The sequence below is a fragment of the Mycetohabitans rhizoxinica HKI 454 genome, from assembly GCF_000198775.1.
Classification (GTDB): domain Bacteria; phylum Pseudomonadota; class Gammaproteobacteria; order Burkholderiales; family Burkholderiaceae; genus Mycetohabitans; species Mycetohabitans rhizoxinica.
On sequence record NC_014718.1, the window covers coordinates 169,617 to 196,612 of the forward strand.

General features: G+C 62.0%; 19 protein-coding genes and 5 pseudogenes. 16 read left to right on the forward strand and 8 right to left on the reverse strand.

Annotated elements, in window-relative coordinates:
• Positions 1–2: 2 nt before the first annotated feature.
• Together RBRH_RS12760 and RBRH_RS12765 are read right to left on the reverse strand one after the other, a co-directional pair.
• Positions 3–1,607 carry a benzoate-CoA ligase family protein gene (locus RBRH_RS12760; RefSeq protein ID WP_041754671.1) on the reverse strand — a complete coding sequence of 535 codons (1,605 nt, stop codon included), beginning with the start codon at positions 1,605–1,607 and terminating at the stop codon, positions 3–5.
• Between the two features lie 114 nt (positions 1,608–1,721).
• Entirely contained in the window at positions 1,722–2,180 is a 459-nt protein-coding gene (locus RBRH_RS12765) for a DUF4863 family protein (RefSeq protein ID WP_041754672.1), read from the reverse strand.
• Between the two features lie 223 nt (positions 2,181–2,403).
• On the opposite strand from RBRH_RS12765, the gene RBRH_RS12770 reads away from it, so the two are divergent.
• The 4 genes from RBRH_RS12770 to boxA all read left to right on the forward strand — a co-directional run bounded on the left by RBRH_RS12770 (position 2,404) and on the right by boxA (position 7,836).
• Complete coding sequence (locus RBRH_RS12770) at positions 2,404–3,324, forward strand: helix-turn-helix transcriptional regulator (protein WP_157864611.1); 921 nt, start codon at positions 2,404–2,406, stop codon at positions 3,322–3,324.
• 120 nt (positions 3,325–3,444) lie between these two features.
• Positions 3,445–5,115 (forward strand): 2,3-epoxybenzoyl-CoA dihydrolase, encoded by a 1,671-nt coding sequence (boxC, locus tag RBRH_RS12775; RefSeq protein ID WP_041754676.1) that lies wholly within the window; start codon positions 3,445–3,447, stop codon positions 5,113–5,115.
• 50 nt (positions 5,116–5,165) lie between these two features.
• Positions 5,166–6,593: a benzoyl-CoA 2,3-epoxidase subunit BoxB gene (gene boxB / locus RBRH_RS12780; RefSeq protein WP_041754962.1), complete on the forward strand. Its 1,428-nt coding sequence runs from the start codon at positions 5,166–5,168 to the stop codon at positions 6,591–6,593.
• A gap of 22 nt (positions 6,594–6,615) precedes the next feature.
• The gene (gene boxA / locus RBRH_RS12785) at positions 6,616–7,836 is read left to right on the forward strand and encodes a benzoyl-CoA 2,3-epoxidase subunit BoxA (RefSeq protein ID WP_013428443.1); all 1,221 of its coding nucleotides are present in this window, start codon (positions 6,616–6,618) and stop codon (positions 7,834–7,836) included.
• Between the two features lie 116 nt (positions 7,837–7,952).
• Here the strand turns inward: boxA and RBRH_RS12790 are convergent, their stop codons facing one another.
• The gene (locus RBRH_RS12790) at positions 7,953–8,156 is read right to left on the reverse strand and encodes a hypothetical protein (RefSeq protein WP_041754678.1); all 204 of its coding nucleotides are present in this window, start codon (positions 8,154–8,156) and stop codon (positions 7,953–7,955) included.
• Positions 8,157–8,251: 95 nt separating this feature from the next.
• On the opposite strand from RBRH_RS12790, the pseudogene livG reads away from it, so the two are divergent.
• A pseudogene (gene livG / locus RBRH_RS19690) lies at positions 8,252–8,443 on the forward strand (high-affinity branched-chain amino acid ABC transporter ATP-binding protein LivG); the annotation flags it as partial.
• Position 8,444: 1 nt separating this feature from the next.
• Positions 8,445–8,633, forward strand: a pseudogene (locus tag RBRH_RS17690) (branched-chain amino acid ABC transporter ATP-binding protein); the annotation flags it as partial.
• Between the two features lie 66 nt (positions 8,634–8,699).
• On the opposite strand, the gene RBRH_RS12795 reads toward RBRH_RS17690, so the two are convergent.
• Complete coding sequence (locus RBRH_RS12795; protein ID WP_041754681.1) at positions 8,700–9,101, reverse strand: GreA/GreB family elongation factor; 402 nt, start codon at positions 9,099–9,101, stop codon at positions 8,700–8,702.
• 445 nt (positions 9,102–9,546) lie between these two features.
• Here RBRH_RS12795 and RBRH_RS19220 point away from each other — a divergent pair, with 445 nt between their 5' ends.
• Positions 9,547–9,714, forward strand: coding sequence for a hypothetical protein (locus RBRH_RS19220; RefSeq protein ID WP_157864518.1), 168 nt, complete (start codon positions 9,547–9,549; stop codon positions 9,712–9,714).
• Positions 9,715–9,746: 32 nt separating this feature from the next.
• Here the strand turns inward: RBRH_RS19220 and RBRH_RS12805 are convergent, their stop codons facing one another.
• On the reverse strand, positions 9,747–10,511 hold the full coding sequence (locus tag RBRH_RS12805) for a Fic family protein (RefSeq protein WP_013428448.1): 765 nt from the start codon (positions 10,509–10,511) through the stop codon (positions 9,747–9,749).
• 157 nt (positions 10,512–10,668) lie between these two features.
• Here RBRH_RS12805 and RBRH_RS17695 point away from each other — a divergent pair, with 157 nt between their 5' ends.
• Positions 10,669–10,971, forward strand: a complete 303-nt coding sequence (locus tag RBRH_RS17695) for a type II toxin-antitoxin system RelB/DinJ family antitoxin (protein ID WP_013428450.1) — start codon at positions 10,669–10,671, stop codon at positions 10,969–10,971.
• On the opposite strand, the pseudogene RBRH_RS20465 reads toward RBRH_RS17695, so the two are convergent.
• Together RBRH_RS20465 and RBRH_RS16395 are read right to left on the reverse strand one after the other, a co-directional pair.
• Positions 10,958–11,023 (reverse strand): annotated as a pseudogene (locus RBRH_RS20465) (hypothetical protein); the annotation flags it as partial. The gene RBRH_RS17695 and the pseudogene RBRH_RS20465 overlap by 14 nt on opposite strands.
• Before the next feature lie 708 nt (positions 11,024–11,731).
• On the reverse strand, positions 11,732–12,397 hold the full coding sequence (locus RBRH_RS16395; RefSeq protein WP_049786513.1) for a J domain-containing protein: 666 nt from the start codon (positions 12,395–12,397) through the stop codon (positions 11,732–11,734).
• 809 nt (positions 12,398–13,206) lie between these two features.
• Between RBRH_RS16395 and RBRH_RS12825 the strand changes: the two are divergent.
• From RBRH_RS12825 to RBRH_RS12860, 8 genes and pseudogenes are all read left to right on the forward strand, one after another.
• Positions 13,207–14,556, forward strand: a pseudogene (locus RBRH_RS12825) (sigma-54 dependent transcriptional regulator); the annotation flags it as partial.
• Between the two features lie 601 nt (positions 14,557–15,157).
• Positions 15,158–15,409 (forward strand): acyl carrier protein, encoded by a 252-nt coding sequence (locus tag RBRH_RS12830; protein WP_013428455.1) that lies wholly within the window; start codon positions 15,158–15,160, stop codon positions 15,407–15,409.
• Positions 15,406–16,650 carry an acyl-CoA dehydrogenase family protein gene (locus RBRH_RS12835; RefSeq protein ID WP_013428456.1) on the forward strand — a complete coding sequence of 415 codons (1,245 nt, stop codon included), beginning with the start codon at positions 15,406–15,408 and terminating at the stop codon, positions 16,648–16,650. Before RBRH_RS12830 ends, RBRH_RS12835 begins: the two co-directional genes overlap by 4 nt.
• A gap of 742 nt (positions 16,651–17,392) precedes the next feature.
• The gene (locus RBRH_RS12840; protein ID WP_013428461.1) at positions 17,393–18,202 is read left to right on the forward strand and encodes a Crp/Fnr family transcriptional regulator; all 810 of its coding nucleotides are present in this window, start codon (positions 17,393–17,395) and stop codon (positions 18,200–18,202) included.
• Between the two features lie 23 nt (positions 18,203–18,225).
• Positions 18,226–19,603: pseudogene (locus RBRH_RS12845) on the forward strand (undecaprenyl-phosphate glucose phosphotransferase).
• Between the two features lie 146 nt (positions 19,604–19,749).
• Entirely contained in the window at positions 19,750–21,030 is a 1,281-nt protein-coding gene (locus RBRH_RS12850; protein WP_041754683.1) for a polysaccharide biosynthesis/export family protein, read from the forward strand.
• Between the two features lie 69 nt (positions 21,031–21,099).
• A complete protein-coding gene (locus RBRH_RS12855; protein ID WP_013428465.1) occupies positions 21,100–23,436 on the forward strand; it encodes a polysaccharide biosynthesis tyrosine autokinase in 2,337 nt (778 codons plus the stop codon).
• Entirely contained in the window at positions 23,351–24,583 is a 1,233-nt protein-coding gene (locus tag RBRH_RS12860) for a glycosyltransferase family 4 protein (RefSeq protein WP_013428466.1), read from the forward strand. Before RBRH_RS12855 ends, RBRH_RS12860 begins: the two co-directional genes overlap by 86 nt.
• A 181-nt stretch (positions 24,584–24,764) precedes the next feature.
• Here RBRH_RS12860 and RBRH_RS12865 read toward each other — a convergent pair whose 3' ends face one another.
• Positions 24,765–26,828, reverse strand: a complete 2,064-nt coding sequence (locus tag RBRH_RS12865) for a sigma-54-dependent Fis family transcriptional regulator (protein WP_013428467.1) — start codon at positions 26,826–26,828, stop codon at positions 24,765–24,767.
• Positions 26,829–26,996: the final 168 nt, after the last annotated feature.

The window sequence follows — 26,996 nt, forward strand, 5'->3', positions numbered from 1 at the left end:
CCTCAGGATTGTGCTCGCAACTTGAAGCGTTGAATTTTACCTGTCGCGGTCTTCGGCAACTCGTCGACGAAGACGATTTCGCGCGGACACTTGTGCGGCGCGAGCCGTTGCTTGGCGAATGCTCGGATCTCATCGGCCAGCGCATCCGACGCACTCACGTGAGCCTTGAGCACGACAAACGCGTACGCCTTCAGCAAACCGTCGCGCTCGACGCCGACGACGGCGGCCTCCAGCACCGCCTCATGATGCGCCAGCGACATCTCGACCTCGACGGGTGAGACGTACTGGCCGCTGACCTTGAACATGTCGTCGCTGCGGCCCGCGTACACATAGCGGCCGTTGGGCTGGCGGCGGAATTTGTCGCCGCTGCGCAACCAATCGCCCAGGAACGTCGTACGGGACTTCTCGCGGTTGCACCAGTACATCAGCGCCGCGCTGGGGCCCTTAATGAACAGGTCGCCGATCTCGCCGTCCGCGACGGGCGCGCCGGTCTCGTCGCGTAGTTCGACCTCGTAGCCAGGTACCGGCGTGCCGGTGGTGCCATACTCGACGTCGCCCGGCCGATTCGACAGGAAAATATGCAGCATTTCCGTCGAGCCGATGCCATCGAGGATCTCGCAGCCAAAGTGTGCGCTGAATCGCTCGCCGACCGCCTTGGGCAGCGCCTCGCCGGCGGACGTGCAGAGGCGCAGCGCAACCTGCTCGCGTCTGGGCAGGCGCGCACAGGCAAGCATGCTTGCGTACAGTGTGGGCACGCCGTAGAAGATTGTGGCGCGATGCCGTACGAGCCGTGCGAACACCGCCTTTGCGCTGGGGCGTTCGGCCATCAGCACGGTGGTTGCGCCGACCGAGAGTGGAAAGGTCAGCGCGTTGCCCAATCCGTAGGCGAAGAACAGCTTGGCCGCCGAGAACACGACGTCATGCTCGTTGATGGCCAGCACCGACTTGCCATACAGTTCCGCAGTCCAGTACAGGTTCGCGTGGGTATGCACGGTACCCTTCAGCTTGCCGGTCGAACCAGACGAATAGAGCCAGAATGCGATGTCGTCGCGGCTACTGCGGATCGGCTCGGCCGTGGGCATCGCGGTGTCCAGCAAGTGTTGCAACGTGGGCGCAGTATTGTGGTGAGACGCTGGCATCGCACCGTGGTCGACGCCGCTGACAATGAGCTCGCATGAATCGGCCTGTGCTTGGTCCAGTGCTGGCAGGACGGCGGGCAGCAGTGACGCGGAAGCAATCACGATGCGTGCGCGGCTGTGCGCGATCATGTACGCATATTCGCTTGGGCCGAGCAGCGTGTTGGCAATGACCGGGACCACACCGGCATAAAGCGCGCCGAGGAACGCGATGGGCAACTCGACGGTGTCCAGCATCACCAGCAAAATCCGCTCTTCCGGCCGCACCCCTTGTGCACGCATGATGCTCGCGAAGCGGCGTGCATGCTCCTGCAACGCCCCATAAGTGAGTGTGCCAGCGTCGTCGATGTAGGCCAGTCGCTGCGCGCGCTGGCGATTCAGCTCGAACAGATGCGTGGCGAAGTTAAACTGGGCCGGCGGCGAGCTGGCCGAAATCGTCGCGCCAGCGTGGGACTCCATTAAGGCTTGCATTTTTCCTCCGACAATGACGCGAAAGGGGGCCATGACACGCCAGCGCGCAAGCACGCGCACGGCAGGTATGCGTGTGGTGGACCGCCGCGCATGCCGTGCAGCCTGGTATGTTGATCAGGCGGGGGAGAATTCGATTGCGCCGTAGGGTAGCAGATACATCACCAGCGCGCGGCCGTTCGAGACCGTTGGCCGATGCGCGCTGCCGGGATCGTAGACGCACCAGCCGGCAGCGTGGCCGTCAAACGTTGCGTTCGGCGTGAGCGGCATGATCAAGTCGATCTCGCCGTGCGGATGGACGTGATGTGGGCCGGCCACGTCGGCCATGTCGACGGAGAAGCCGCCAATGCTGGCGTCGGGTTTGAAAATCCGGCCATAACGGATGCCCGCGTGTTCGCGGTTGCACATCCAACCCTGTGAGACACCGGCCCGACAGGCTTGCGCCAACTCGCGGTATTCGGTGCTCTCTGGCGACCAGCGGGTATTGAGCCAGTCGGCCAGCGCGCCGTCAAGTTCACGTCCGACCAACGGTTCCGTTACACGCGCGATCATGCGGTGAAAGTCTTGTGGCGACATGTGGGCCTCCGGGTTAGCGTTGCGGGCGTCGGTCAGCGGCGTCGGTATGCCGCCGTGATGCGATGCCGGTGGCTGGCCACGGTTATCATTCAGTACGATGGGGATGAAATTAGTCGTTGAGCATGCTGTTGTCAAGCAATATAGTGCATATATAGTGACAGGGTGACAAAAGTGGCTGAATATGAAGCACAGTGATACATCGCGGCGGCTTGCCAACTCGCCCATGGAGTACGGTCCCGAGTCGCCCGCCAACGACGGCTCGCTCGCCGGACGTGATCCGCGCGATCCGTTCCTGACCGCCATGGGCGAGCGCGTGCGACTGCTGCGGGCGCGACGCGGGATGACGCGCAAGAGCCTGGCGGCTGAAACCGGCCTGTCGGAGCGGCATCTAGCGAATTTAGAGTCCGGCGTCGGTAACGCTTCAGTGCTGGTACTGCGCCAGATCGCGCTGGCTTTGAATTGCCCGCTCGCGGAAGTGATCGGCGACGAGACCACGTCGTCGGCCGAATGGCTGTTGATTCGCCAGTTGCTTCACGGGCGCGATCCGGCGTCACTACAACGCGCACGCATGGCGCTCGCTGACCTATTCGAGCAGACGCAGCGCGACCCCGACCGGAACCACAGGATCGCGCTGATCGGCTTGCGGGGCGCCGGCAAGTCCACGCTTGGCCGGATGCTGGCGCAAGAGCGCAAGGTGCCGTTTGTCGAACTCAACCGGGTGATCGAGCAGCTAGCCGGGTGCTCCCCGTCCGAAATTCACTCGCTATATGGCGCTAACGCGTACCGGCGCTACGAGCATCGCGCGCTGGAGGCGGTGATTGCCGAACACCCGCGCGCGGTGATCGCGACAACGGGCGGCCTCGTGTCGGAGCCGGCCACGTTCAACATGCTGCTCGCCCATTGCTTTACGGTATGGCTGCAAGCCAACCCGGACGAACATATGCGTCGCGTCATCGCCCAAGGTGATCTGCGTCCAATGTCCGGCAGCAGCGAGGCCATGGAAGATTTAAAGCGGATCCTGGCGGGGCGCGGCGAGTTGTACGGCCGGGCCGACCTGAGTTTCGATACCAGCGATAAGACGTTGGCCGATGCTTATTTGCAGTTGCGCGATCGGCTGGCCGTGCGGCTGGTGGCGGATAATTAATTTGTGTGTCTGAATATTAGCCAAAATATGAAATAAAGTTCATTAATTGCCTTTGCGATGGCGTCGTCATGCACTATTTTTCAAATAAACAATCGTGTACTGCCTTGTTCGGAGACGCCTATGGCCACGCTGGAACCCGTTGCTGCCCCCGTCGACTTTCGTACTGATCCGTCGCGCTACAAGCACTGGAAACTGCGCTTCGACGGTTCGGTGGCGACGTTGGCACTCGATGTGGACGAGGGGGGAGGCATTCGCAGCGGCTATAAGCTCAAGCTCAATTCCTATGATCTGGGCGTGGACATCGAACTGCACGATGCATTGCAGCGTATCCGCTTTGAGCATCCCGAGGTACGCGCCGTTGTGGTCACGAGCAGCAAAGAGCGGGTGTTTAGCGCCGGCGCGAACATTTTCATGCTTGGCATGTCATCGCATGCGTGGAAGGTCAACTTCTGCAAGTTCACGAATGAAACCCGCAACAGCATCGAAGATGCATCGCGCCATTCGGGGCTGAAGTTTTTGGCTGCCGTGAATGGCGCGTGCGCCGGTGGGGGCTACGAGCTTGCGATGGCTTGCGACGAGATCTGGCTTATCGATGACCGGACATCGTCTGTCGCGTTGCCGGAGGTGCCGTTGCTTGGCGTGCTGCCCGGCACCGGCGGCCTCACGCGGCTCACCGATAAACGCAAGGTCAGACACGACCGGGCCGATTTGTTCTGCACCGTGGTGGAGGGTATTCGAGGCGAGCGCGCGAAACAATGGCGGCTGGTCGACGAGGTGGTCAAGCCCAGCCAGTTTGCGCAGGCGGTCCAGGCGCGCGCGCTCGAACTAGCGGCACAAAGCGATCGTCCCGGCGACGCGCGGGGCGTCGCATTGACCCCGATCGAGCGCAGCACCCACGACGACGGCATCGTGTACCAGACGCTCGAGGTCAGGCTAGATCGGTCCGTGCGCACCGCGACGTTGACCGCGAAGGCGCCATGTGGGCCGCAGCCCGCGGACCTCGATGCGATCGTTGCGACCGGGGCCAACTGGTGGCCGCTGCGGTTCGGCCGCGAATTGGATGATGCGATCCTGTCGCTGCGCACGAACGAAGGCGAGATCGGCACGTGGGTTCTTAGGACATCGGGCGATGCGCAGGCCGTGCTTGACGTCGATGCTGCGCTTATGAGCCATCGTGATCATTGGTTCGTGCGCGAGACGATTGGCTTGCTGCGTCGTGCGCTGGCGCGCATCGACGTGTCGTCGCGATCATTGTTCGCGCTGATTGAATCTGGGTCATGCTTTGCCGGCACACTCGCTGAACTCGCGTTCGCGGCGGACCGTTCATACATGCAGGCGCTGCCGGGCAGTCTGTCGCAGCAGCCAGCAATCGTGCTGTCCGAGGCCAATTTCGGCCTATACCCGATGGTCACGCAGCAGTCGCGGCTGGCGCGGCGCTTCTACGGTGACGACGCGCTGCTCGAGGCGCTGCGCGACAAGATCGGCATACCGGTCGATCCGCTGCAGGCGGAACGACTGGGTTTAGTCACCGCCGCACCCGACGACCTAGACTGGTCCGATGAGATCCGCATCGCGCTCGAGGAGCGCGCCGCGATGTCGCCGGATGCGTTGACTGGTCTGGAAGCCAACCTGCGCTTCAACGGTCCGGAAACAATGGAGTCGCGGATCTTCGGACGCCTCAGTGCATGGCAGAACTGGATTTTCAATCGCCCGAATGCGGCCGGCGACAAAGGCGCGTTGAAGGTTTATGGCGAGGGCGTCAAGCCTCAATTCGATGTCGCTCGCGTTTAAGGCGAGTTGCTGGCGCACGCATGCAACGTTTTTCGATCAAGGAATCGATCATGTCTTCGATCAATTACAGCGACAAGATTCCCAATAACGTCCACCTGGCCGATGACCGCATGCTGCAGCGCGCGCTCGAGCAGTGGCAACCGAATTTCTTGTCGTGGTGGAATGATATGGGACCATCTGGCAGCCAGCTCGACGACGTCTACCTGCGCACCGCGGTGAGCGTCGAGCCCGGCGGCTGGGCACATTTCGACTATGTCAGGATGCCAGATTACCGGTGGGGCATTTTTCTGGCGCCCGGCGAGCCCGATCGTAAGATTCAATTCGGCGAGTACCGCGGCGAGGCAGTGTGGCAGGACGTGCCTGGCGAGCATCGCGCGAAACTGCGGCGCATCATCGTTACGCAGGGCGATACCGAGCCCGCGTCAGTCGAGCAGCAGCGGCACCTCGGGCTGACCGCGCCGTCGCTGTACGATTTGCGCAACCTGTTTCAGGTCAACGTCGAGGAAGGCCGTCACCTGTGGGCGATGGTGTACCTGCTGCACCGCTATTTCGGCCGCGACGGCCGCGAGGAAGCGCAGGCGCTGCTGGAGCGCCGCTCCGGCGACGAAAACCATCCCCGCATTCTGGGCGCGTTCAACGAACGCACACCGGACTGGCTAGCGTTTTTCATGTTTACGTACTTCACCGATCGCGACGGTAAGTTTCAACTGTCGGCGCTGGCCGAATCGGGCTTCGATCCGCTGGCTCGCACTACCCGCTTTATGCTGACGGAGGAGGCGCACCATATGTTCGTCGGTGAGTCTGGCGTGTCGCGAGTAATTCAGCGCACCGCTCAGGTCATGAACGCGTTGTGCACAGACGATGTGAGTGCGCTGCGGGCGGCGGGCGTGATCGACTTGCCGACGATCCAGCGCTACCTGAATTTCCATTACTCAGTGACCATCGACTTGTTCGGCGCAGACCAGTCATCCAATGCCGCGACGTTCTACTCATTGGGCCTGAAGGGGCGTTTTGGGGAGAGCAAGCGGGACGACGATCATCGGCTCGATACACAGCGCTACTGGCTGCTCGACGTGCGCGACGGTCAACTGGTCGAGCGCGAAGTGCCGATGCTTAACGCGATGAACGAAGTGCTACGTGACGACTATATCAAGGACTCGATAGCCGGCGTTAACCGTTGGAATAAGGCGTTGGAGAAGGCGGGCATTGAATCTAGACTAAGCGTGCCGCACAAGGCATTCAACCGCAGGATCGGCTCGTTTGCCGGCGTGCGCGTGTCGCCGCACGGTCGGGTGATCGACGAAGCCGAATGGGCGGCCAACCAGGCAAGTTGGCTGCCGACGCCGGAAGATCGCGCGTTCGTGGCCTCGCTAATGGGCCGCGTAGTCGAGCCGGGTCGGTTCGCAAACTGGATCGCGCCGCCGGCGATGGGCATTAACCGGCAGCCCATCGACTTCCAATATGTCAGGTTCAATTGACCGCTGACATGCGCCGGCGCCAATGGCTATGCTGAATCAACACTTGATCGATCCGCAGGTCTGCATCCGTTGCAACACGTGCGAGGAGACGTGCCCGAATGATGCGATCACGCACGATGCGAACAACTACGTCGTGAACGCGCAGGTTTGCAATGGCTGCATGGCGTGCGTGCCGCCGTGTCCGACCGGCGCGATCGACAATTGGCACCAAGTGCTCGAGGCCGATGCGTACAGTATCGACGCCCAGCTTGCCTGGGAAGAACTCCCGCCCCGACAGTCGCCCGCCCAGCAGGGTGCCGGCGTGGGCGTCGCGAGCGCCCTGCACCGGCCGGAGCACTTGGCGGTCAGCAGCAGCGACGTACTGCGGGGCGCCAGCGTGGCGCCGGGGTCGGCGGCTAGACCGCATGTGAATTTGTATACGTGCGATGCGCCCGCTACGGCAATCGTGGCGGACAATTATCGCTTGACGGACGAGTCTGCCGACAGTGCCATCCATCACATCGTGCTGGACTTTGGCGCGACGCTCTTCCCCGTACTCGAAGGCCAATCGATCGGTGTCGTGCCGCCGGGCGCCGCGCCCAACGGCAGGCCGCACCACGCGCGCCAATATTCGCTGGCCAACCCGCGTGACGGAGAGCGGCGCGGTTACAACAATGTATCGCTCACGGTCAAGCGTGTGACTTGCGACCACGAGGGCAACCCTGCCCTCGGCGTGTGTTCGAATTACTTGTGCGACCTGCGCAAAGGTGACCGGGTTGCGGTGATCGGTCCGTTCGGCAGTACGTTCCTGATGCCAAACCATCCCGGTTCACACCTGTTGATGATCTGCACCGGCACGGGTGCCGCGCCGATGCGCGCGATGACCGAATATCGCCGCCGACATCGGGGCGATGGCGCGAGCGGCCGGTTGATGCTGTTCTTTGGCGCGCGCACGCCGCAGGAGTTGCCGTATTTTGGGCCACTGACGACCCTACCGAAAGACTTTATCGATGCCGAGCTCGCGTTCTCACGCATGCCCGGGCGGCCAAAGCGGTACGTGCAGGATGCGCTGCGCGAACGAGCGGCCGACGTGGGGCCATGGCTGGCGGACCGCAATACCCATGTCTATGTGTGCGGGCTGAAGGGAATGGAAGAAGGGGTACTGCTCGCACTCAGGGATATTGCGCAGTGTTATGGATTGGATTGGCAACGGGTGTGGGCTGACCTCAGACGTGAAGGGCGCCTCCATTTGGAGACCTACTGATCGGCGGCGGATCGCGCTACGTTAGCGCCAAGTTCATCCCCGGCAAGGCGTTCAAGGACGCGGTGAGCGCCGCGTGACGCCGTGCCGCGCGCAGGCATGTTGCCCTGCGCTCGATGTCAAAACAGCTGCCTGCCCAGGCTGGACAGGCTGATCCATTTGACCGTGCTTATCAGCGTCCGCCCCGTTTCATCGATCGATTCGATCATCGCGCGCTGTCCGCGGGCTTCGGCGACGACGCGCACGATCCGTTGTCGATAGCGCATCAGCGCGCCGATGGGGGGACATTCGATGTTCTTTCGTCTTTTGACGGGCTTGGGCATACGGGCGAGGACGCGAGTAGGCAAACGCGGCCGGGATTATCGCACGAAGGCGGGCGGACGTTGTCGCCCGCAGCGGCGGCAGCCTCGATCCGCACCGCGGGCTGGTGCGCACATGCCAGAACATCCGACTGTTCAAGTCGTTGGCCGTGATCGAGAACCTGCTAGCCGCGCAGCACCGGTTGACTCAAAGCGGGCTATTGCGCGGGTTGCTGGCCACGCCGGTATATCGGCGCGTGGAACGCGATGCACTAAAGCGTGCGGCGCGCTGGCTCGAGCGCATGGTATTAGATCTTCGATATCATTCGCGCGATTCGCGACGAGGGCGTGACGGTGTTTCTGGTCGAGCAGAACGCGAACAACGCACTGCAGGTGGCCGATCGCGGCTCCGTAGTGGAAACCGGCCGCGTGGTGCTGGCCGATACCGACGCGAATTTGCTGGTTAACGAACGCGTTAAAAGCGCGTACCTGGGCGGCTGACCGGGGGCACGCCCGCGGCCACACCCGACGGCACGGCTGCGCCGTCGGGCCGGCGCGGCCACGGTGTCAAAGCCGATAGTCGCCAGCCGCCTCGGGCTGGAATACGATCTGCTCGACCTTGAGCGTTTGCGGTGCCCCGCTGGGGGGCGTCACGCGCAACTCGTCGCCCGGCGTTGCGCCGAGCAGCGCGAGGCCGACCGGCGAGAACACGTTCAACCGTCCCTGTGAGAAGTCGGCGTTCGGTGGGTAGACGACGGTCCACGTCATGCGTTCGCCGGACGATGGATTCGACAGCGTCACAGTCGAATTCATCGTAACGACGCTCGGGTCGATGTCGGTGGCTTCAACCACGGCCGCGCGCTCGAGCAGGGCATCAAGCATCGTCTGGTAGCCGGATTGCGGGCTCGCTTGTGCCGCATGGCGCTCGAGTCGGCTGACGTCGGTTTCTGTCAGATAGCAGGTCTTCATCTTGTTTCTCCAACGCAACGAAAAGTCAAATGGTTGGGTGCGCCCGGTACCCGCCCAGGCAGCGGCTGAAACAAGGGGCCGCTTAGTGCGAGTGCCGGGCCAATGAAAGCGGTGCCGCGGCGATGTATCGGAGCAGGTTGATACCAGGTCGGTCCGTTCGGATCGCGCGCGCCGCTGCCGCCGCACGCATGGCGTGGCGACGTCGCAACGGCACTGGGAACAGGAACACGCGCATGGCGGGTCTCAACCGGAGAACGGGGAATGAAGAAAACAACACGATGCTATCACAGCGTGCCGTATCAGGTAGCCCGGATGCGCTATTGTTACGCGTGCGCGTCGCCATGTGGGCGACATTGCGCGCATGATAGTTGGCGCCCCGCGTCCGGCTCCGTATTGCGCTTGCGTACGGACTAGCGAGGACGACTCGCATGGGCATGGGGTTGAAGTGTCGGACATTGAACGCAGCGGCAGTTTGTCGATGTGGCAACTCTTCTTCACGCATCCGCTTCAGCACCGAAAGCTTGAATTCGACGCTGTAGAACGCTCGCTTCTTTTTGGCAACACCTGCCTCAGCGTGTGCGGGATAACCAGCAATCCATTGGCGCAGCGATGAAACATCGACCTCGTGCCGCTGAACCACAGTCTTCAGCGGTGATCCTCGCGCAGACCGAGCACGTCAAGGTATGTGCCGAGAGCACGCTGAACCGACGCAGCGACCAACTGTGTAATGCCGCTGTAATCGCCTGTCACGCACGCCTCATCCAATGAGTCGTAGTAAGCGAGGCGATCTTCTTTACGGATAACGGCAGGTGGATAACCAAACTTCATCAACTCAAAGTTGAGCAGCAGTCGGCCCGTTCTGCCGTTACTGTCCACAAACGGGTGGATTTTTACAAACCGTGTATGCAGCTCGGCTGCACGCGTGACAGGATGCACCGTCTGAGCTTGCGCGTGCCAATCAATGAGCGCAGCCATTTCGGCCGGCAGATGCAGGAAGTCCGGCGGCGTTGTACTAGCGCCCGCGATCACCACGTTCTCATGGTGATATTGGCCGGCTTCTTTGTCATCAATCCCTTTCAGCACTAGGCTGTGAAGGTTGCGAATCTGCCATTCGGACAGCGTCTCGTTCTTCGCGACGATCTCTTCGACGTAGAGAATAGCGTCGCGATGGTTCGTGGCCTCGAAGTGCTCGCGCAGCGACTTGCCTCCCACCGTAATGCCTTCCAGTACCACCTTCGTCTCACGCAATGTTAGCGTGTTGCCTTCGATTGCGTTCGAGTGGTACGTCCATTCCAGCATCAGCTTTTCGCGCAGTGATGCGACCGTATGCGGCGGCAGTGGACGCGCTGCATCAAGCTTCGCCTTGTCGGCGTCAACCGCTTCCAGCATAGGCTGTAAAGACGAATCCATCCCTTTCTCTCATCACGATTTTAACCTACCACGCCTACACGCAAAATCTTGCCAGACGGCGCGTCGGAAAAATCTGCATATATGAACCGTTCATCTCGATAAGTGGTATTGACTTGCTGGGCGAGATACAAAGTATCTTACATGATAGGAGGTCGTAATGGCTGCAACGACAATGGTTCATATCCGTATTGACGAGGCCCTCAAAGCGCAGGCTGCGCAAACGTTGGCCTCGATGGGTCTCACTGTTTCCGATGCCATTCGAGTTTTCCTGACGCGCGTCGTGGCAGACAAGGTGCTGCCCTTTGCCACCGAAGCGCCTAATGCGGCCAGCTGTGCCGCCCTGGTCCGGCGCGGGCACCTCGCTTGCGATGACCGCGAAGCCGCGCCGCTGTTCCTCGGCGCGCCGTTTCCACGGCCGCGTTCAACGCAAGAATGTTGGTCTGAAACGCGATGCCTTTGAGGATGCCGGTGATTTTGGCAACGTGGGCCGAGCGGGCGCTGGTATCGGTCATCGTCTCCACCACTTAGCTGACCACGGCGCTGGCTTCGTGCGCCACTTCCGATGCGTTAGCAGCCTGCGGGCTGGCCTGTTGCACGTTCTGCGCGTTCCGTTTCACGGGCGTGGTCAGCGCTTCCATGCTGGGGACGGTCTCTTGCAGCGAAGCAGCCTGCTGCTCAGCGCGCGGCAGTCGCTGGTGACAACTGTGGGCTGCCCACAAGCGGATCCGCGCTATTGCAGTGATGATTGCCCCGTACAACGACGACGCTTATCGGGTCCCCGACGGATTTATCGTTGCAACAACGGTGCTGCCGTGCAACAGATCAAAATGCGGCCATGCCCGGCGATGCAGATCGTTGGGCATGGCTTTTTTCTTGCGCGTCTAGATGGTAGAATGCGCTCCGCCCTTTCCCGGGGTGATGAAATTGGTAAACATAGCGGACTTAACAATTTGAGTGCACGGCCGGAAACGGCCGATGTAGAACCCTTCAAATTCGGCGAACCCCCTGGCGCATGAGCCGAGGCAACGCCGAGCCAAGCCGGTCGGGCCTGCTGGGCCTGGCAGGAAGGTGTAGAGACTAGACGGAGGGCGCCTAATGCGCGATACCGCAGTAACACGAGCGGCACCGCGCGATGGCGAAGGCATAGTCCAGCGCACGAACGCCGGTCATCGCGATGATCGGCGGCGCCGAAAGGCGTGGTGTGAAGAAAATCCGCCGCTTCACGGCTTGCCGGTTCGAGTCCGGTCCCCGGGACCACAGATTATTCCGCGCCTATGCGCCTCATTGATGCTGCCGCGCGGATGACGATCGTGTCCCGCCGGGGCTGTATCGTCGCGCGCGGTACGCGCCAGCGCGCGCAATTGTGCGAGCGCAGTATGCATCTCTTCCAGCGCAGGATCGGCTTCGGACGTCGCCGCCGCAGCCCCGGTCGTGGACACGAAATTTGAGCGCAGTGGCGCATCGTCGATGCTCAGGTCGGCAATTAGCGCGACGGCGGCGATCGCGGTACCGATACCGGCCATCCAGTGCGAACGTGACACGTCTCGTGCGGCCCTACGCGCGTGTGGCACCCTGCGTGCGTTGCGTAGAAACAGGCGCATCCACTTGCTCCACCGCCACCGCGATGTTCGTCGATGACGGCCGTGGGACTGCGGCGCAATACGGCGCACGCTGGCATGCAGTGCAAGATCGTATTGGGCGCGGCGTAACGGGTTGGTCAACGCGGCGTATGCGTCGTTAATCCGCTGGAATTGCGCTTGCGCATAGTGCTCCCGCCCGCGATTGCGGTCCGGATGCCACTTCATCGCTGCACGCCGCCACGCCGCCTTCAACTCGGTTGGCGTTGCGTGAGGCGTGACCCCCAGGATGTCATATAACGTTTTCATCGCGGCGTTCTTTATCGGCACGCCACGCCCGTCGCGTACCGAGGGTTTTACGGATGCGGGGCACGAGTGTTTGTACGCAAACGCACGCTGACAGGCTGGCTGCTTCGCGCGAGTTGCCTTCGCTTCGCACGGTTTCTCCTTACCCGCCGTGAACGGCTGCCTAATTTGGACGGCCTAAACGATCTATCGGACACGTCAGGGGAAAGAAATGTTTCGAGTGGTAACCCGGGATGGATGGACAAGCATAGCAAAAACGAAGCAGACCATTGCAGGTGTCGCGAAATGGAGTCTTTGCGGCACGAATGCGCCAATGCCATACCGGATTTTCGTGGGACTGCGGAGATACAAAGATTTACAAACCGTCGGCGTCTGTAACGCTTCGACGCCATAATGACGCCGTGCTCGCTTACTATGGGTTTTGTCTCGGCGGTGCTTGAAAGACCGGCACCTTTTTACAGAACTTCGCAGAGGCCAGGATCGGTGACTGACAGGTCTCAGCGATCGGACGCGCGAGCGCCGTGTACCGCTCGGGCCAGCCAATAGGCAATGTGAGGCGGTGATGTCCGAGCGTGGGGCGTTGCGTGCCGCAGGCCGTGCGTCAACCTGGCTTGTCCCCCGTCCAAAAGGGCATTGACATGACGCAACGCTTTTCGCCACGGGCTGGATTTTCGTACGCAGTCCATGATGATGGCATGGCCGTCACTCAGGTATGGCCGTGTGCGGGATCAGGGCGATTGTATGCATCAACGATGCACAGGTTCGCCGGGACAGGGCGCCACGCGCTATCCTATCGATAAGGGGCAGAGTGAATGAACAGCGGACACAGGCGGCAACTCGTCTACGTGACGCGGTCAGCGGACCGTGCGCTACAACGGTTGCTGACCCGGCATGGATGGAGCGTCGCGACGTGCGATACGGCGCGTCAGGCAGAGCGCCTGGTGAACACTACTGGCGCACGCGTGGGCATCTTTGATGTTAGCAGCGGCTTTGATGAGGCAATCGCGCAGTTCGAACCAGTGCTGCTTCGCCCGGACATGATGTGGGTGGCCACGCCCACGGCCGCGCAATTGGCGGCGGCGCATGTGCGTCGATGTGTGCGCAGCCATTGTTTTGACTTCGTGGCGATGCCGGGCCCCGCGCAATTAGTGGTAGATGTGGTCGCACGCGCGTACCAGATGGCAGAGCTTGACGCGGGGGGCGACGCACCGCGTGCACAAGGCGAGATGATCGGCGCCTGCGAGGCGATGCAGCAATTATTCCGCGTAATTGGCAAGGTTGCCAATACTGACGCGCCAGTGCTAATTTTCGGCGAGTCTGGCACGGGCAAGGAGCTCACGGCCAAGTCGATCCACGACCAGTCGATTCGCGCAACGGGGCCGTTCGTTGCCATCAACTGTGGTGCGATTCCGCCTCATCTGCTGCAATCCGAACTGTTCGGCTACGAGCGGGGAGCGTTTACCGGCGCGAATCAGCGCAAGATCGGCTACGTCGAAGCGGCCAATGGCGGTACGCTTTTTCTGGACGAGATTGGCGATCTTCCGCTTGAGAGCCAAGCGGGCCTGCTGCGCTTTCTGCAGGAGCGCACCATACAACGCCTGGGCGGACACGATGCGATTTCGGTGGATGTACGAATCATCTCTGCCACGCACGTCGACTTGGAGGCGGCGGTGAGCGCGGGGCGCTTCCGTTCAGACCTCTATCATCGATTGTGCGTACTCAGGCTCGAGGAGCCGCCGCTGCGCGGCCGCGGTCGTGACATCGAGTTGCTTGCGCAGCGCATGTTCGAGCGCTATCGTGGCGACAGCCCGCGGCACATCCGCGGCTTCTCTGCGGCGGCGCTCAACGCGATGTATCGTTATTCGTGGCCGGGCAACGTGCGCGAGTTGATCAATCGAGTGCGCCGCGCGATCGTGATGGCCGAGGGGCGAGTGATCACCCCCGAGGACCTGGAGCTAGAGGATGTCCTTGAGCAACAGGCACCGACGCTGGCGCTCGCTCGCGAGAACGCCGAGCGCCGCGCGATCGAAGGGGCGCTCGCGCGACATCGGAACCGGCTTGCCGGTGCCGCGCAGGAACTCGGCGTGTCCCGCGCCACGCTGTACCGGCTGATGCTCTCGCACGGTATGCGCACGCGCCAGGGCCAGGATGATACCCGGCCGAAGCCGTCGCGCGCCGTGTCGTTGACGCGCGCAACCGGCCGTGGGCTGGCCGCTGACGCTCGGGCCAGACTGGCTCGCGCCGCGCCGGACGACGCGCCGCACTCGGCACATCCGCCGGCGCGAACATCGGGCGATACTGCCTGCGCAGACGACGCGGTGGTGTGCGATTTTGATCCCCACCGGTCGTGTTCATCGACGACAGCGCGGGCTGACGCCACATCGCTGCATGCGCATCGGCGCAATCCATGGCTTCCCGGCAGCCCACATGCCGGCGCCGATACGCTGCCCGACCCAGACGAACGTAGCTGGCACTGCGTTTTCGACCTTGCCGGCAGCGGTCGCCGCACGATGCTTGACGAGACATTGAACGACATCGTCAAGGATCTTCGGCTCTTGCAGCGCAATTGACGCGCTGTGGCTGCTGATACGCGTCGGGCGTGCGCCCCCCCGGTCCCCAGGCCGGCGGCGCTGCGACTTTGTTCGCAAGCGTACTGAATGCAATGCCTCTCAACGGATTAAATCGGTTCGATTATTAACGAATCTTTAAGAGGCAGGCTCTGCCGCCGCCGAGTAGTGGCGCTGGGCCGTACCTGGGGACACCATGAATAGCAAGCTGCGAGAAATCCTTGCCCAATGGGCCGACCTGGACGTGCCCATCGCGTCGCTGCCCGACGATGCCAGCCTGTACGATGCCGGTATGTCATCATTGGCCACCGTCAAGATCCTGATGGCGATTGAGAACGCCTTTAATGTCGAAATTCCGGACGAGTGGCTCACGCGCGAGTTGTTTACGAGCGTTGCTTCGTTGAGCCAGGCCATCAAGCAGCTCCAGTCCGACGAGGCAGCCGCATGATGGTGGCGCCCGGGCGGCAGAAAGCGGTAGCGATCGCGCGGGGCCCAACGCGGGCGATGCCGGCCAAGGTCGGCGGCGTGGCCCGCACGAGCTCACGGCGATGGTCCGGGCCGGCCGAACACGCCCACCTGCAGCCGCTGCTGTACATCGTGTCTGAACATGCCACCGATGTGGATCGCGACGCGCGCTTTCCCACCGAGGCGCTGGGCGCGTTGCGTGAAGCAGGCTTGATGTCATCGCTGGTGCCGGCGTCACTGGGCGGAGCCGCAACATCGCTCAAGACCGTTGCGGGTATTTGCGAGGCGCTGGCGCGCGCTTGTGCATCCAGCGCGATGATGTTCGCGATGCACCAGGCGAGCGTCGCATGGCTCGTGCTGCATCACGAAGCGCATGAGGCCAGTCGCGCATTGCTGCAGCGATTGTGCGCCGAGCAAATGCTGTTCGGCATTGCCGGTATGGCCGACGCGACCCCGGTCGCGGGCACCGCCAGTGGGCCCAGGCCCGCATTGCTGCAGCACCATGCGGAGCAATTCACACTGGTGATCGACGGCACGACGATCCCGTATGGCGCTTACGCGGACGCTCTATTGCTGCCGGCGGGCGAAAATGGATTTATCGCCGTGTCCAAGGAACAGTACAAGCTGGAGCGGCGCGAAAGCTGGGATGCGCTTGGCATGCGAGGATTGTGCAGCGACGAATTCCGTGTGGTCGTCACGGGCGAGTCGAGCCAAATCCTGCATACGGCGCGCCATGGCGCAGGCAACCTTCATGCGATTGTCCAATTGCTGCACAGCGCCGTATGGGTTGGCATCGCCACCAGCGCATTGGAACGAGCGCAGGCTTACTCGAGGGGGCGGGGCGAGTCGGCGCACGTGCTGATGCCCGGTGCCGCGCGCCTTGCCGAAGCGAATGCGCTGTTGCAGATGATGCGCGCGCATCTGGGCAGCGCACTGAAGCAGGCCAGCAGCGGTCCTGGCGGCTTGCCGCCGCGCGATGGCGCCTTCGTCGATGAAATGCAGGTGTTGAGGACCGGGGTATCGAGAAGCGCGCTGGCGCTGGTCAATCACGCGATGATGGTCTGCGGCATAGACGGTTATCGCAACGATACGGATGTCAGTGTCGCGCGGCATCTGCGCGATTTGTACGCTGCGCCGCTTGGGTTGGGATCCCCCTGCCATGCAGCAATGCCTCCTACCCCCGCCTCCGACGTTACGCCGTCGAGCGATATCCTCCCCGAATAATCTCTTTTGTGTTGTGCGCGCACCGCCGCGCGCACGGTTCACGCGTTTCAAACTGTAAATTCGATGTCGATGGTGTTACATCGACGCAATGGATGCCGATCGAAAGGGTGGCGTCTAGGCCATTATCGGTAACTATTACGCAAATCCGCGGGTTGCAGTTTCTGTATTTTGTTAAATTAATAAAAATTAATATTAATCAATAATTTAAGGGCGAAGTGTGGGGTGCCGAACATAGACTGGCACCGGCTTGGCAATTCAAATTTGAAACAGTTTTGCGCGTTTAATCACACCGCTTTTCGGGCGTCGATCCGGTGCCTCGGCGGGGTGTTTGGTTATGCCGAACGAGTCTTAACCCGCGCGCAGAAAAGCGATAAGCGGTAAAGCGCACGTTCTGAACCGGGCCACACTCATGGCGCAATGCAACATCGGGTGTGTCTCGCGGCAGCTAGTCTGTTCATAAATGCGACGCTTTTGGGCGGCGCGGCGGTGTCGCGGCTGTGCGCGTTACGCGCAGACCTTTATTAATCAAGGACTTCTGATCTAGTGGCACACAACTCGCTGAATCAAGGCTATGTCCCCTCCAGAGGGCGACACGGCAACGTGACAGAAAACGTTCAACAGGCCGCGGATCCGAAGTCAAGGTAAAGATTGCAGCGGTTGCAATTGTTCTTGGATTGTGATCAGCGAAATTCGACGGACACCACGCTGCGTTTGCGCAGCATAGCCAAACCGGAACACCAATATGCTCTACCCCAGAGATGATCTGCATGCGAACCACTTGCTCGGCGCCTTGAGCGAGGAGGACTGGCGATCACTCGAGCCACACCTCGAGCTGGTTCGCGTCAAGAGCCCGCAACTGCTTTGCGATGCCGACGAGCCGATCCGTCACATGTATTTCCCAACGACTGCGGTGATGTCGATGTTGTATCTGATGGAGGACGGCGCGACGGTCGAGGTCGCGGCGATCGGCAACGAGGGTGTGGTCGGGGTGCCCGTGCTCACCGGCGGCGGTACGATGCCCAGCCGTGTCGAGGTGCGCAGCAGCGGTTTTGCATACCGCGTGCCCGCCAGCGTATTCCGAAAGGAGTTCGAAAAGTCGATGGGTATTCATCGACTGATGCTGTTGTACATTCAGGCGCTGATGACGCAAATCGCTCAAAGTGCGCTATGCAACAGACACCATTCGGTGAATGAGCAACTCTGTCGCTGGCTCCTGCTTGCGCATGACCGTTTGGCTACGGACGAGTTGGCGGTCACCCAGCAGATGATTGCGAACATGCTGGGGGTACGTCGCGAGGGGGTGACCGAGGCGGCCGGCAAACTGCAGGAAGCAGGTTTGATCAGGCAACGCCGAGGGCATATCACCGTGCTTGACCGGCATGGCCTCGAGGCGCGTGCCTGTGAGTGTTACAGCATGATCCGTCGAGAATTTGATCGGCTGTTGCCGCGTGCCGCCGATGTCGTGGCGCTGGAGCGCTCGCGCACGATCGCGCCGGCCGAGGGACGTGCACTGCGCACGCTCGGCTACGTCCGTGTGCTGCAACCCGCCTAAGCGTTCGCGCGGAGAAATTCACAATGCTAGGAATCGTTGCAAGGCTATCGGACGTCTTGCTCGTTGCAGCGGGCGCATGGCTGGCGCATGCGTTGCGCTACAACGGCTCATTCGACCTGACTGACGCGGAGCGCTCGCTGGTGGCGCTGTCGTGTGCATTGACGCTGCTGGTCTTCCCGCCACTGGGTATCTACCGCTCGTGGCGAGGGCAGACACTGCACCGATTGTTGTCACGCGTCACACTTGCTTGGTTCGCGGTGGTCGTGCTCGGCTTGTGCTTCATCTTCACGCTGCATCGCAGCAACGACATCTCGCGCCTGTGGCTGGGCACGGCGGTGTTGACCTGCGGCGCGTTGCTGCTCGCGGGCAAGTTGTTTATCCATGCGGTATTGCGCAAGGTCCGGCAAAGCGGAAAGAACCACACACTCGGTGATCATCGTCGGTACCGAAAGCTATAGCCGCGCCGTTCTCGACCAGATGCATGCGGCGTCGGAAGCAGGTTTTCGGCCAGTGTATGTGTTCGACGATAGCGGCACGGTGCCTTCGGCTTGCATTGGCGGCGTGCCGGTACTGACGGACTTCGCGCAACTTGCTCGCATCGTGCGTGCCGGCGGGATCGATGAAATGTGGCTTGCGTTGCCGTTGTCGCATGAACGTGTGATCCAGCGCATCGTGCGTGAGTTTCGCCACGATTTCGTCAACCTGAGGTTCTTGCCGGACGTGCGAAGCATGACGCTGTTCAGTCAGTCGGTCACTGAGGTGTTGGGCATGCCGGCGATCAACCTGGCGGCCAGTCCGGTTTCCGACCCGCAACTGTGGCCCAAGCGGGTGTTTGACCGGTTGTTCGCCTTAGCCGTGCTGGTGCCTTTGTCGCCGCTGTTCATTGTGCTGGGCATCGCGGTGAAGCTCTCGTCTCCCGGCCCGGTGCTGTTCAAACAAAAGCGCAAGGGCGTTGATGGACAGGAGTTCGAGATCTTCAAATTCCGCACTATGCGCGTGCACCAGGAGCAGCATGGTGTGGTGCGCCAGGCTTCGCGTCATGACACGCGCATCACCAAAGTCGGCGCGTTCCTGCGCCGCACGTCGCTGGACGAGCTGCCGCAATTTTTGAACGTGCTGCTGGGGCAAATGTCGGTGGTTGGCCCGCGGCCGCACGCGATCGAGCACGACGACCTGTACAAGGACTTGATCGACGGCTACATGTATCGCTACCGCATCCGTCCGGGGATCACCGGGTGGGCTCAAGTCAATGGTTACCGCGGTGAGACGCGCAAAGTGGAAAAGATGGAGGCGAGAGTCAAATTTGATTTGTTCTACATACAAAACTGGACTTTCTGGTTCGACATCAAGATTATCTTGATTACGCTGGTGAAGGGTTTTGTCGGCCGTAACGCATTTTGAGCCGTACCGATCGATGTGCCGCACGTCGGCCCGGTGGCCCGACGCATTGCTGCTGGATAAAGTGGAAAGAAAATCTGCGCCCAAGGCCATACGCCGCGCATGTCGCGCGTTTGCTCCAGCCAGCCGCGCAAAAAGGAGAAACGAAGATGTTGAAGTGCCCCATGTGGATGACTGTCGCCATGACGGTGGCATTGTCCGGCTGTGCGTTGGCTCCGGGACCGACATTGGACTCGAGCCGCATGCATGACGATCTAAGCAAACCGACTGATACGACGACCTACGACGTGAACCTGATCACTCCGGAACTCGTCTTCAAGCTGAAAGAATCGGATGCGGCCGATGCGCGCGCGCGCGAGGCGAGCCTGCACGCGATGCCGGCCAATGAGGTGAGCGACTACCGGGTCGGGGTGAACGACGTGCTGGGCATCACCGTATGGGGGCATCTGGAGCTGACGCAAGGCGGCAATGCGGCGACGGCTCCGCTGCCGGACACGGGCACGCTGCAGGGCATGGGCAGCCTGGGGGCCGGCCAGCAGCAGCCGCAAAGCGCATTCAGCACCAATGGTCCGGGTGAGCTTGACGCGCAGGGCCAGCGGGTCGCCGCCGATGGCACGATCTTCTTTCCGTCGCTGGGCCGCGTGCGGGTCCTGGGACAGAGCACGGTGCAGATCTCGCGACTGTTGTATAACCGGTTGAAGGGCCGTCTGAAGGATCCGCAGATTGACGTGCGCGTGATCCAGTATCGCAGCCAGCAAGTACAGGTGACTGGCGGTGTGAAAAATCCGGGGCAGTTGTCGTTGACCGGCTCGCCGATGCGGGTGATCGATGCAATCAACCGTGCCGGCGGTGGCAATCCGGACGCGGATTTGCAGCGGGTGCTGGTGTCGCGTGGCGGCAAAGTGATCACGATCGATGCAACGCGAATCCTAAACCGGGGCGACATGCGGCAGAACATCGTGTTGCAGAACGGCGACATCGTGAACGTGCCGGACCGGACGCAGAACCGCGTGTTTGTGATGGGCGAGGTACCCAAGCCGCAGACGGTGTTCATGAACCAAGGCCAGTTGACACTGGCTGACGCGCTGACCGCAGCCGGCAGTATTGATCCGGCCGGGGCGAACCCACGGCAGATCATCGTGATCCGCCATCCCAATCCACCGCTCACGCAAATTTCCAATGGGCAGGATGGCTTGGAGGAGGGCTTCAAGAAGGCTAGCTACGCGCCGGCCGACAACAAGCCGGAGATCTTCCGACTGGACATGACGCAGGTTGACGCCATGATGCTGGCCACCGAATTCGACATGAAGCCACTGGACGTCGTCTACGTCGGCACCGCACCGGCTGCTCGCTTCAACCGCCTGCTTGCACAAATCCTGCCTTCGGCCGAATCGTTCTACCTGGTCTGGTCGGTGGCGCATAACCGCTAACCATTGATCGACGCAGACATCTGGGCATGATTCGAATCTATGGCAACGAGCGATAACTGAGGATTTCAAATGGAAGCGCGACACATCGACATGGGCTATTTGCCGTCGTCGGGCGCAAGCGAGGGGCTCGTACCGCGAGACCTGGTTCGCGTGATCACTGACAACCTGTGGGCCGTGGTCGGCATCGCGGCGGTGATCACGGCGCTGGCGAGCGCGTACGCGTTCCTCGCCACGCCGCTGTATTCGGCAGACACCCTGGTGCAGGTCGAGGTGCCCAAGCAAAATGAGTTGGCAGACCTGGTCACCAAGCAGCCAAGCCAGAACAACAGTTCGCCGAATGAACCGCCGACACAAACCGAAATGGCAATTGTCACCAGCCGCGCGGTCCTCGCACCGGTGATCGCTCAATACAAGCTGGACGTGCTCGTGACGCCGCATCGGTTTCCGGTGCTGGGCAAGATCGCCGACGCGTTGGCCACGCGTGGCGAGCCGTCGCGGGCGTGGTTTGGCCTGTCTAAGTACGCATGGGGCGGCGAACTGGTGGACATCGCGCAGCTGAACGTACCGCGCGAGTTGCAGGACAAGAAGCTTGAGCTTAAGGTGCTCGGCGCGCGGCGTTATCAGTTGCTGGACGAGCAGGGCAATTTGCTGGTGGAGGGTGTCGAGGGGCAACTGGCGCAAGCCGGCCCGGTATCGATGCTGGTCGAGCGGCTGGCGGCGCGCGACGGCGAGACGTTTATAGTCGAGCGTTTGAACGAGGTGACGGCGGTACGGCGCTTCATCAATCAGCTCAAGGTCGTGCAGGTCGGCAAGGAAACCGGCATCGTGCAGATCAGCTACGAGAACGATGATCCTGCATTGGCTACGGCGGTGGCCAATGCAGTGACGCAGAACTACATCGGCTCGCGTGTCACGCAGACGCAGGAAGAGGCGAGCAAGATGCTGGCGTTCATCAACAATGAACTGCCGCGGCTGCGCGACGACCTGAAGCAGGCTGAGGCGCAACTGCAGTCGCATCGGGTTGCATCTGGCTCGATGCAGGCGACTACCGAGAGTCAGAGCTATCTGCAAGGCAGCATTGAATTCGACCGCCAGATCGCCGCACTGAACCTGCAGCGTACTCAACTGCTGGATCGGTTTACGCCGCAAAGTCCTGAAGTCAAGACAGTCGATGCGCAGCTGGCGCAGTTGCGTGCGGCCAAGGGCAAGTTCGAGTCGCGTTTCGACTCGCTGCCAAGCGCTGACCGGCAATCTGCCGATCTGGCGCGTGATGCAAAGGTGGCTGAGGAAATTTACGTAGCGATGGTCAATAAGGCACACGAGCTGTCCGTGTCGCGCGCCGGCACGGTAGGCAACGTGCATGTGATCGACACCGCGGTGCAACCTTCCACGCCGGTCAAGCCGCGACGCGCGTTGATCATTTCGGCCGCGATCGTGCTCGGCCTGATGCTCGGCGTGCTATATGTGATATCACGTCGCTATCTGTCGCAATCGGTCAGCGAGCCCGAGCAGCTCGAGAGCAAGCTGCGCTTGCCGGTGTTCGGCGCGGTATTGTTCAGCGACGAGCAGGTGCGGCTGGCGCGCACGCCGCCGCTGCCCGTGTTGCCCGGGGCACGCGAGCCGTCGCTGCATGGCGACGCGCGCGGCGCGATGGCGCTGGTCGCGTCGCCCGATGCGGTAGCGGACGGGTATCAGCCGCGTCCGCACGCCGGCAGGCTGCTGGCGGCCACGCGCCCACACGATGTCGCGACCGAAGCGCTGCGCGGCATTCGCACGATGCTCAACTCGAAACTGCTCAGTGCTACGAATCGGATCGTGATGGTGACCGGCGCGACGCCTGGCACCGGCAAGAGCTTTATTTCCGCCAATCTCGCTTTGCTGTACGCGCAAGCGGGCAAGCGCGTATTGCTGGTCGATGCGGATCTGCGCCGTGGCCGGCTGGGCATGCATTTCGGACTAGTGGCAGATACGGTGGGGTTGGCCGAGCTACTCGGCGACGGATTGGCGCCGGAACAGGCGATCCATCCAACCAGYGTGGCCAATCTGTCGCTGCTGCCGGCTGGCGCACSTCCCGGCAACCCGTCAGAGCTGTTGGCGATGGAGCGCATGGCGGAGCAACTCACGCAGTTCAATGAACGGTATGACTTGGTGTTGGTCGATACGCCGCCGGTGCTGGCAGTCGCCGATGCGTCGATCGTCGCCGGCTACGCGGGCGCAACGGTGCTTGTGATGCGGGAGAACGCGCAGACCGAACTGGAAGTGCAGGAAACGCTCAAGCGCCTGGGCCGGGCCGGCGCCCAGATAGCCGGCGCGATCTTCAATGGGATGTCGGCGCGCCGCAGCGACCGCCGCAGTTACGAGTACATCTACGCTTATACGCGGGAAGGCGATGCGTCGGCAGCCTGAGCGTGAGTGTTCGCATGGCGGCGCCGCGCTGGATGGTGAGCGCAGCCACGCGGTGCTGTTGCCGGCGCCCCTCACAATCAACGGCAAGTTCACGTCGCAGCGGCTCACCGGCGTACAGCGCGTGGCGCGCGAATTGACCGCGGCGTTATCGCAGCAGTGCGGCACACTCGCTGCGTCGCCGCTGCTGCTGGTGCCTCGCGACCACATAGACAGTGAACTGCCGGCCGCCACGCCGCGGCACGTGGTGCCGTATCTGCGCGGTATGCTCTGGGAGCAGCTCGCGCTGCCGTTTGCCGCTGGCTCGCGCACGCTGCTCAGTCTGTGCAACATCGGCCCGCTGTTTAAGCGCCGTCAGGTCTTGATGATCCACGACGCTGCCGTATTTGACTTGCCGCAAGGTTACTCGACCCAGTTCCGCCTGTGGTATCGCTTCGCGTTTGCGCTGCTCAAGCGTAACGTGCAGCATATTCTCACGGTCTCGTCGTTCTCGAAGGGGCGCATCGCTGCGCGGCTCGGCGTGCCGCCCGAGCGCATTTCCGTGATTCCGCCCGGTGTTGACCACTTTGATCGACTCGAGAGCGACTATGCCGTGCTGCAGCGGTTGAGCCTGTCGTTTGACCGTTTCGTGCTAATCGTCGGTTCGCTGGCGCCGGGCAAGAATCTCGCACGCACGCTGGAAGCAATCGCCTTGCTCGAGCGCGAGCATCCGGGGCTCACGTTTGTGATCGCCGGCGGGCAAAACGTGAAGGTATTCGGTTCATCGTTGCCGCGCGCCGCCAGCGCCGCCAAGCACATCGTCTGGGCCGGCTACGTCAGCGATGGTGAGCTTAAGGCGTTGTACGAGAATGCGGCATGCTTCGTGTTTCCGTCGTTGTACGAAGGGTTCGGCTTGCCGCCGCTCGAGGCGATGTACTGCGGCTGCCCGGTAATCGCCTCGCGTGAGGCGTCGTTGCCCGAAGTGTGTGGTGACGCGGCACTTTACTGCGACGCGCATGATGCAGCTGACATTGCAGCGAAGATCGTCGAGTTGATGGGCGACGTTGAGCAGCGCCGCGCAATGCGCGAGAAGGGCCGCGCTCATGCGCAGCAGTATCGCTGGGATACGTCTGCGAGCCGCTTGCTACAGGTGCTACGCCAGTTCGGATGATGGCAGCGCCGCGGCGCACGACCGCCTGGTGGCGGACCACTGCCCGGGCGTGCCCGTGCGGTGCTCGCTCGGCATCGCCGCCGTTGCCGCAGATCAACGCGTAGATGAAAGATGAGGACGGCGCGTTGCCGAAGTCAGGTTGCCGCGGTGCTTCACGTCGGCACCATAGGCGCGTGTTGTGTCAGCCGGCTTCGCCGAAGCGGGGGCGAGCGATGCCCAGCTTGGCCAGTCGCCGATACAGTGTGGCACGCGACATGCCCAATGCACGCGCGGCGCGCGTGGCATGCCAGCGATGCTCAGCCAGTGCGTCCAGGATCCTGGACCGCTCGATGGCCAGCATATCGTAGGCATGCGTGTTGCCGAACCGCTCGCCCGTTGCATCGCCATTCGTGGCGTGCCATGCTACGCTTGCGTGCGGTGGATGTGGATGTGGATGTGGATGTGGATGTGGTGATTGCGCCAGAGTATCGAGCTGCGTGCGGACATCAGCCGGCAGGTGCGCTGCCGTGATCAGCTGCGTATCGCAAAGCAGGCACGCGTAGCGCAGCACGTTGCGCAGTTGCCGGACGTTGCCCGGCCACGGGTGGCGCGCCAGCCGTGCGAGCAGCGTGCTGTCGAGCGTGAGCGCGCGGGGCACACGCCGCGCCTCGTCCTGAAATACGGCGACGATTACATCTTCGATATCGGCTCGATCGCGTAACGCCGGCATCGTCAGCACGACGCCGCTGAGCCGATAATACAAATCCTCGCGGAACTGCCCGGAAGCGACCATCGCGTCCAAGTCGCGGTGGGTCGCGCAAATCACGCTCAGGTCGACTTGCACTGGCGTATCGGCACCCAACGGCAACACCTCGCCTTCGGCGAGCACGCGTAGCAACCGCGTTTGCAGATCGATCGGCATGTCGCCGATTTCATCGAGGAACAGCGTGCCGCCGTCGGCTTGCGCGATGCGCCCGCGCGCGCCTTTCGAGCGCGCGCCGGTGAACGCGCCAGGCGCGTAGCCGAACAACTCGCTCTCAATCAGCGATTCCGGAATGGCGCCGCAGTTCACCGCAATGAAGGGCTGTTTGCTTCGTTCGCCGGAAGCATGAATGGCTTTAGCGAACATTTCCTTGCCGGCGCCTGTTTCGCCCAGGATCAGGATGGGTAGATGTTCGCCCGACAGACGCAATGCGATGCGCGCATTGCGCGCGATCACCGGGTCACGACTGTCGAGAAATACGCGCATCGACGGCGGCGCCGAGCGCACCGATGTATCGTCGGCCGCGCGAGGGGAGGCCGGCAAGGTTAGCGGCGACGGTTGCCACGGCGACATGCCTGCCTGTGGCGCGCGTATCCGCGCGTACAGCATATCGCTCGTGGCATGCGAGCGCAGCGCGGTCATTCGTTGCAGCCCGTCGATGGAAAACAGGTCCGCGTCACGCACGTCGAACAGCATCGACAGGTGCGCGGGCGCGCCCGACGCGAGTATCGGAAACCGCTGCTTGGCCTCGCGGTTTGCCGCGACAATGGCGCCACGCTCATCGAATGCAATCAGCACTTCCGGATTCACCTCGACGAAGTGCGGGTTGCCGTGACCGAACAATAGCCAGTACTGCGTCGTCTGCTTCACGAAGTACCCATCCTCGATCAACTGCGCGGTATGCCGTACCAGTTGATGAACGATGCTCTGGCTGTCCGCGCTATCGGGCGACTGCAGCGCGGACGCATCCACAACGCCGATCAGCTTGCCGTCCGGCGCGAGAATCGGCGCGGCGGTGCACGTGAGGGTCGTGAACAGCGAACGGAAATGATCGACCTTATGCACGGTCATTGGCGTGCATTCGGCGAGCGCGCTGCCGATGCCGCAGGTGCCTTGCTCGCGCTCGGACCAGCAGGACCCAATGTACAGCCCCACCTCTTTGTACTGACGGCGTAAATGTGGATCGACTCGGTAGTCCACCGTCACGCCTTGCGCGTTGGCCAGCAGCACGCAGTAGCCCGCGCTGCGCAGCGTGTCATGTAGGCGTGATAGGTATTGACCGGAGGCGAGCAGGAAATCCTCTTCCTGTTGCTGAATCTGCTTGAGTTCGTACGCCGTCAGGATCCGCGGCGATACCGGCGATGTCGGGTCGATGCCATACAGTTGCAGTGACCTGTGCCACGACGACAGCAGCCGCGGGCTGGTATCCGGAGAATCACTCGTGCCATTGCGGACCGCATCGATCACACGGTCTACGTGGGCGGTTTTCGGATCCCTTGCCATGAAGTCACCACTCTTCGGCCGTCATGCGCCTGATTGTTCCTTCGTATCCCGCAGGCATTCGAGGCCTATATCCTGCCACCCGTCTTTCATTTGCGAATGTATCAGTGTATCGATGCGTGAGACACTGTGTGCCAGGCCCATGAATCGCCTTGCCGGCCCCGTCAATCG

Bases quoted from the DNA above. Each gene is read 5' to 3' on its own strand.
- RBRH_RS12760 (WP_041754671.1), bottom strand. From the start codon at position 1,607: ATGCAAGCCTTAATGGAGTCCCACGCTGGCGCGACGATTTCGGCCAGC.
- RBRH_RS12765 (WP_041754672.1), bottom strand. From the start codon at position 2,180: ATGTCGCCACAAGACTTTCACCGCATGATCGCGCGTGTAACGGAACCG.
- RBRH_RS12770 (WP_157864611.1), top strand. From the start codon at position 2,404: ATGGAGTACGGTCCCGAGTCGCCCGCCAACGACGGCTCGCTCGCCGGA.
- boxC (WP_041754676.1), top strand. From the start codon at position 3,445: ATGGCCACGCTGGAACCCGTTGCTGCCCCCGTCGACTTTCGTACTGAT.
- boxB (WP_041754962.1), top strand. From the start codon at position 5,166: ATGTCTTCGATCAATTACAGCGACAAGATTCCCAATAACGTCCACCTG.
- boxA (WP_013428443.1), top strand. From the start codon at position 6,616: ATGGCTATGCTGAATCAACACTTGATCGATCCGCAGGTCTGCATCCGT.
- RBRH_RS12790 (WP_041754678.1), bottom strand. From the start codon at position 8,156: ATGCCCAAGCCCGTCAAAAGACGAAAGAACATCGAATGTCCCCCCATC.
- RBRH_RS12795 (WP_041754681.1), bottom strand. From the start codon at position 9,101: ATGAAGACCTGCTATCTGACAGAAACCGACGTCAGCCGACTCGAGCGC.
- RBRH_RS12805 (WP_013428448.1), bottom strand. From the start codon at position 10,511: ATGGATTCGTCTTTACAGCCTATGCTGGAAGCGGTTGACGCCGACAAG.
- RBRH_RS17695 (WP_013428450.1), top strand. From the start codon at position 10,669: ATGGCTGCAACGACAATGGTTCATATCCGTATTGACGAGGCCCTCAAA.
- RBRH_RS16395 (WP_049786513.1), bottom strand. From the start codon at position 12,397: ATGAAAACGTTATATGACATCCTGGGGGTCACGCCTCACGCAACGCCA.
- RBRH_RS12830 (WP_013428455.1), top strand. From the start codon at position 15,158: ATGAATAGCAAGCTGCGAGAAATCCTTGCCCAATGGGCCGACCTGGAC.
- RBRH_RS12835 (WP_013428456.1), top strand. From the start codon at position 15,406: ATGATGGTGGCGCCCGGGCGGCAGAAAGCGGTAGCGATCGCGCGGGGC.
- RBRH_RS12840 (WP_013428461.1), top strand. From the start codon at position 17,393: ATGCTCTACCCCAGAGATGATCTGCATGCGAACCACTTGCTCGGCGCC.
- RBRH_RS12850 (WP_041754683.1), top strand. From the start codon at position 19,750: ATGTTGAAGTGCCCCATGTGGATGACTGTCGCCATGACGGTGGCATTG.
- RBRH_RS12860 (WP_013428466.1), top strand. From the start codon at position 23,351: ATGGGATGTCGGCGCGCCGCAGCGACCGCCGCAGTTACGAGTACATCT.
- RBRH_RS12865 (WP_013428467.1), bottom strand. From the start codon at position 26,828: ATGGCAAGGGATCCGAAAACCGCCCACGTAGACCGTGTGATCGATGCG.